Source organism: Streptomyces atriruber (assembly GCF_001418325.1).
In the GTDB taxonomy this organism is placed as follows: domain Bacteria; phylum Actinomycetota; class Actinomycetes; order Streptomycetales; family Streptomycetaceae; genus Streptomyces; species Streptomyces atriruber.
The window spans coordinates 1-5,798 of sequence record NZ_LIPN01000421.1 but is presented as its reverse complement, the minus strand read 5'-3'; the positions used below and the strand labels follow the sequence as shown (position 1 = coordinate 5,798).

The window sequence follows — 5,798 nt, the reverse complement described above, 5'->3', positions numbered from 1 at the left end:
GCCTCCCGCGCCGCCGCGCCGCGGCGGATGCTGCGGGAGCGGGCCGCCGCGGTGCTCCGGGCCAACTGGACGGGGACGTCCACCGTGCCGTCGCGGGCGCTCTATCCGCACCAGTGGTCCTGGGACTCGGCGTTCATCGCGATCGGGCTCCGCCACCTCTCGCCGCTGCGCGCCCAGTCGGAGCTGGAGACGCTGCTCGCCGCCCAGTGGGGCGACGGCCGCGTCCCGCACATCGTCTTCGACGAGGCCGTGCCGCTCGACGCGTACTTCCCGAGCCCCGACTTCTGGCGCTCCACGACGGCCGGTCGTGCCGCGGGCGCGCCCGCGGCCGTCCAGACGTCCGGCATCGTGCAGCCGCCGGTGCACGCGCTCGCCGCCTGGCTGGTGCACCGCGCCGACCCCGGCCTGTCCAGGGCCCGCTCCTTCCTCGCCCGCGTCCACCCGCGCCTGGCCGCCTGGCACCGCTACCTGCTGTCCGCGCGGAACGCGGGAGGCGCCGGACTCGCCGCAGTGCTGCACCCCTGGGAGCAGGGCATGGACAACAGCCCCTGCTGGGACGCCCCGTTGAGCCGCGTCGAGCCCGCCGAGCCGGGCGCCTACCGTCGCGCGGACCTGGACCACGGAGCTCCGGAGGACCGGCCGACGGACGCGGACTACGGCAGATACGTGCGGCTGGCGGCGGAGTACCGGGACCGGCGGTACGCGGACGGGGGCGGCCTCGGCGCCTTCGCGGTCGAGGACCCCGCGTTCAACGCGCTGCTGATCGCGTCGGAACGCGCGCTGGCCCGCATCGAGGAGGAACTGGCGGCCGGGCGGCCCCGGTTGGCGGAGTCGGCGCGCGAGCGCCGGGAGCGCACCGAGACGCTGACCGAGGCCCTGGTGTCGCGCCTCTGGGACCCGCGGCGCGCGCTCTTCCTCTGCCGTGACCTGCGCGCCCCGGGCCCCGACGGAGAGCTCGTCCCCGAGCGCGGCGTCACCGGCCTCGTCCCCCTCGTACTGCCCGCGCTCCCGCCCGGCACGGCCGCCGCCCTGGTGCGCACCGCGTGCGGCCCGCACTTCGGCCTCGGCGGGCAGGCGCGGCTCGTGCCGAGCTACGACCTGCGGGGGCCCGCCTTCGACCCGCGGCGGTACTGGCGCGGGCCCGCCTGGTTCAACACCAACTGGCTCGTGGTGAAGGGCCTGCGGCTGCACGGCGAGCACGAGCGGGCGGACGGGCTGCGGGACGCGCTGCTCGACGCGGCCGTCACCTCGGGATTCGCCGAGTACGTCGACCCGCGCACCGCCCGCGGGAGCGGCGCGCGCGGCTTCGGCTGGACCGCGGCGCTGGCGCTGGACCTGCTGCACGACGACGGCCGGAGCCGGCGGGACGGGCTCCCGGAAGAAGAGGTGTGGGCATGAGCGATCGGGATCGACTCCTTGTGCGGGGACGGACCTTCGTGGCCGTCGGCGCGGGTGGCGACATCAGCGGCGTCGGTTCGGCGCGCGGCACCGCGGCGGGCCCCGGCGGCCTGTTCGTACGGGACGCGCGGCACCTCAGCCGCTGGCAGCTCACCGTCGACGGGGCGGTGCCCGAGATCCTCACCCCCGTGGCGACGTCGGCCGCGGCGGCCGACGCGGCACGCTGCGTCCTGGTGCCGCGCGGCGGCCGCCAGGAGCCGCCCGCGTACACGATCTTCCGCGAACAGGCCGTCGCCGACGGGGTGTTCCTGGAGACGCTGCGGTTCCTGAGCAACCGGCCGGTGCCGACGCGCGTGGCCCTCGCGCTGACCGTGGACGCCGACTTCACCGACCAGTTCGAGCTGCGCGCCGACCACCGCACGTACGCGAAGCCGGGCGCCGTCAGGTCCCGGCTGCCGCTCGACGGGGGCGAGGGCATCGAGTTCACCTACCGGCGGGGCGAGTGGTGCTCCCGCACGGCGGTGACCGCCGACCCCGCGCCGGACGGCGTCGAGCAGACCGGCACCGGCGCGCGACGCCTCGTATGGACCCTGGAGCTCGACGCACGCGGATCGCTGGAGGTGGCACTGCGTGCCGCGGCACGGCCGCACGGGGAGCCCGAGCCGTACGCGCCGCGGTCTCCTGCGGAGGCGGTGCGCCAACTCGCCGCCATCGAGGAGGAGTACGCGTCCGGCGTCTCGCTGCCCACCGCCTGGCCCGAGCTCGCGGCGGCCTGCGCGCGCGGCCTCGCGGACCTCGCCGCGCTGCAGGTGCCTGCGCGGGGCCCGGACGGCGAGGAGCTGCGGGTGCCCGGCGCCGGGGTGCCCTGGTTCCTCACGCTGCTCGGCCGGGACGCCCTGCTGACGTCCCTCTTCGCGCTGCCCCATCTCCCGGGCCTGGCGGCCGCGACGCTGCCCGCGCTCGCCGCGACGCAGGCCACGGAGGCCGTGGACGGCGCGGTCGCCGAGCCGGGGAAGATCGTCCACGAGATGCGGCACGGCGAGCTCGCGCACTTCGGCCAGGTGCCGTTCGGCCGCTACTACGGTTCGGTCGACGCGACGCCCCTCTTCCTCGTGCTGCTCGGCGCGTACACCGAACAGACCGGGGACACCGCGCCCGCCCGCCGCCTGGAGGGGCACGCGCGGGCCGCCGTCGGCTGGATGCTCGACCACGGCGGGCTCACCTCGCGCGGCTACCTCGTCCACCGCCCGGACCCGGGCGGCCGCGCCAACCAGAACTGGAAGGACTCGCCCGGCGCGATCTGCTCCGCCGACGGCAGTGGCGCGACGGGGCCCGTCATGGCGGCGGGCGCGCAGGGCTACGCGTACGACGCCCTGCGGCGCACCGCCCGGCTCGCCCGGACCGTCTGGGCCGACGAGGTGTACGCGGACCTGCTCACGCAGACGGCGGCCGACCTGCGCGACCGCTTCCAGCGCGACTTCTGGATGCCGGAGCACGGCTTCCCGGCGCTCGCGCTCGACGGCGACGGCCGCCAGGTCGACGCGCTCGCCTCGGACGCCGGGCATCTGCTCTGGTCGGGGCTGCTCGACAAGGAGTACGGCGAGACGGTGGGGCGCCGCCTGCTGGAGCCCGACTTCTTCTCGGGCTGGGGCGTGCGGACGCTCGCGGCCGGTCAGCCCGCGTTCCACCCCCTCTCCAGCCACCGCGGCTCGGTGTGGCCCCACGACAACGCCCTCATCGCCCTCGGCCTCGCCCGCTACGGCCTCCACGACGAGGCCCGCGCCCTGGCCCGAGGCCTCGCCGCCGCAGCCGCCACCACGAACGACCGCCTCCCGGAGGCCCTCGCCGGCTACGACAGGACGGCCTGCCGCGCCCCGGTGCCATACCCCCACGCATGCGTACCGGAATCCCGCTCGGCGGCGGCACCGCTGGCGTTGCTGACGGCGGTGGGCGGGGTGTGACGGCAATGCGGTTCTAAGTGAACCGTCTTAATCCATACGCCAGTTCGCTCAATTCGCACAAGAGGTCGTGATCCTGTCGCCCGGCGGCGATTGTCGCGGCCTCTCTTGTTTTTCTTAAGCCGCTCGAAGTCATGTGCCCATGGCGTATCTGTCGCGTTGGTGCGGCGGGCGCTGGAGGCTGATGTCGGAAAATCCGATGGATGCGAGGTGTCGCATGAGCACGAGCACGAGCCAGGGCGAGGGTCCCTTCCCGCTTCCGGTGTCCGCGGAGCGCCAAGAGGCCTGGATCGAGGCGGTGTTGGCGACCGAGGGGGTCAACCTGCCCCGTGGCGCGCTGGAGAACATCGTCCCCTTCGTCGTCAACCCCGAGGCCACACTGGGCGAAGCCGACGCCAACGGCGTGCGCACCCTGCGCGGTGACGCCGTCCGCCGTCTCCGTACCGATGCCGGTGACATGGTCGTCGCCGTGGTCCGCATGCACGGAGTCGGGGGTGTGCAGTGGGGCCACAACGAGAGGATCAGCTCGATCTGGCGCTCCATGGCCGATCCGACGGTCGGGCAGCACACCGAGCGGACGCTCGCTCCGGCGCGCCCCTGGAAGGGGATCGTCGGAGACGGCAGCGAGACGTACCTCGCCGCCCTCGAAAGCGTCGTGCCCAACCGGCAGGCGCTCATGATGAACGCGGAGGACGCGGCGAACGCACTGATGCGGCGCGACCGGGTCCGCCCCTACGACCTGGAGGAGGACCTGGTCCTCAACGGGCAGCAGGATCCGGGCCTCTACGTACCGCAGCAGGTGCGGCTCGAGGAGGATCCCGAGCTGGACTCCGACGGCAACCCTTGTCACCCCACCGCGTATTGGGGCTGGATGGCGGTCCGCGGCAACAACCGAACGCAGAAACGCCAATCGATTTTCCGTCTAAGTTCCGGTGAGGTCCTCGCCGGTGTTCCCGTGGAGAAGCTGGGACGGGAGGGCGATGCCGTCATTCATGACCCCCGTGTCTGGCTCGGCGAATTCTCCGCGCTGCTCAATCGCGAATACGCCGCGGCCTCCGACGACCTGGACCCCACGAGCGGCTCGCGGGCTCGACGGGCCGCCGCCATCGCGGTGGTCGACGCCCACCTGGTGATCGGCACGCCGACCCCGAAGCGGCTCTACCGCATCGTGCAGATGAACAACCGCCGCGACCATGTGCACCCGCCGCTGGAGTTCGACGCCGTCAACCGCTCCCGGGCGCTCGGGCGGAGCGTGCTCGGCATGTACGTGGCCCAGCGGGTGATGGACGAGCGGACGGCCGAGGTCCTCTCCGGCCTCGCGCCCATCCGTGAACTCCCCGGCGCACTGCCCGACATGGAGGTCTCCGAACTCCGCGATCTGCGGTCCATGCTGCTGTTGCAGGAGCTGTTCCCGACGGACCCGCGCAAGCGGCATCTCCTGCGCCGCGCACTGAGCGAGAATCCTCCGTCCCTGCTCAGCGCGACCGAGGTCCATCAGCGCGCCCGGACCTGGTCGGCACTGACCTCCGAGAGCTATCCGATGCCCTGGAATCCGCGTGTCGGGCAGGTGTTCGGCACCAAGGTCAGGGAAGGCATCGTCGTCAACGGACGCAGGCTGCCCGATCTGCTGGCGACCGCGGAGACCGACGACGCGGCCTTCGAGGAGCTGGTGGCCTACCGCGCCGCGCACTGGCTCGCCTCCTTCGGCATCATCGAGGCCGACCGTGGATCGCTCGACGGCCAGGAAGTGATCGGCGACACGGGGGAGCGCATGCGCCGCGAGCGGCGTTCCGTCACCAACTCCCTCCAGGCGCTGCGTTACGAGAAGAGCCGGATGATGGCGGTGGGGGTTCTCAAGGAACTTGTCGCCGCCATGGACGAGGGCGACCGGAGGCCGTGGCAGGTCGGTGTGTCGGGCAGGGCGATGCCCGGCCGCGAGATGACGGCCATCTGGTTCGACAGGGAGTTTCCGAAGGAGACGGGGAAGCGGGCCCGCAAGACCCCCACGCCCCGGTCCGCGCGGCCCGCGTCGCCGGTCCCGGCCCCTCCGCCCTCCCCGGAGGAATCAGCGCCCACGGCTCCCGCGGACCCGGTGGCCTCCGCCCTCTGGCTGCCCGAACCCGGGGGCACCACGGGTGCGGCGGCCGCGACGCCGCCGGTGGACGACCTGGTGAAGCAGGTCGAGGACCGGGTGCGGAACCTGTACGAGGCGTCCGCGGCGACCGGGGATCTCCTCGAGAAGCTCAAGGAACAGGCCGACGCGGTGGCCGTCGGTCGGCCGATCGCCCGGCAGCGGGCCGATGCCACGGTGCGCCTGCTGAACCAGACGGTGTCCCGGCTCCGCACCCTGCCGGAGATCATGGAGGACCTGGCGGCGGAGGAAGCGGAGGATCAGGGGCAGGACCGGGGCGAGGGCGCACCCTGAGCCGGACCGCCCCGCTC

3 protein-coding genes are annotated in these 5,798 nt (G+C 73.8%); all 3 read left to right on the top strand.

What is annotated here, in order from left to right:
• Nucleotides 1-1,398 (top strand): MGH1-like glycoside hydrolase domain-containing protein (locus AOK03_RS34455; protein WP_055569319.1); only part of this gene is annotated, 1,398 nt, incomplete at its 5' end.
• Complete coding sequence (locus AOK03_RS34450; protein ID WP_055569318.1) at nucleotides 1,395-3,359, top strand: amylo-alpha-1,6-glucosidase; 1,965 nt, start codon at nucleotides 1,395-1,397, stop codon at nucleotides 3,357-3,359. The genes AOK03_RS34455 and AOK03_RS34450, both read left to right, overlap by 4 nt.
• A 214-nt stretch (nucleotides 3,360-3,573) precedes the next feature.
• Nucleotides 3,574-5,781 carry a hypothetical protein gene (locus AOK03_RS34445; protein WP_055569317.1) on the top strand — a complete coding sequence of 736 codons (2,208 nt, stop codon included), beginning with the start codon at nucleotides 3,574-3,576 and terminating at the stop codon, nucleotides 5,779-5,781.
• The last annotated feature ends 17 nt before the right edge of the window (nucleotides 5,782-5,798 follow it).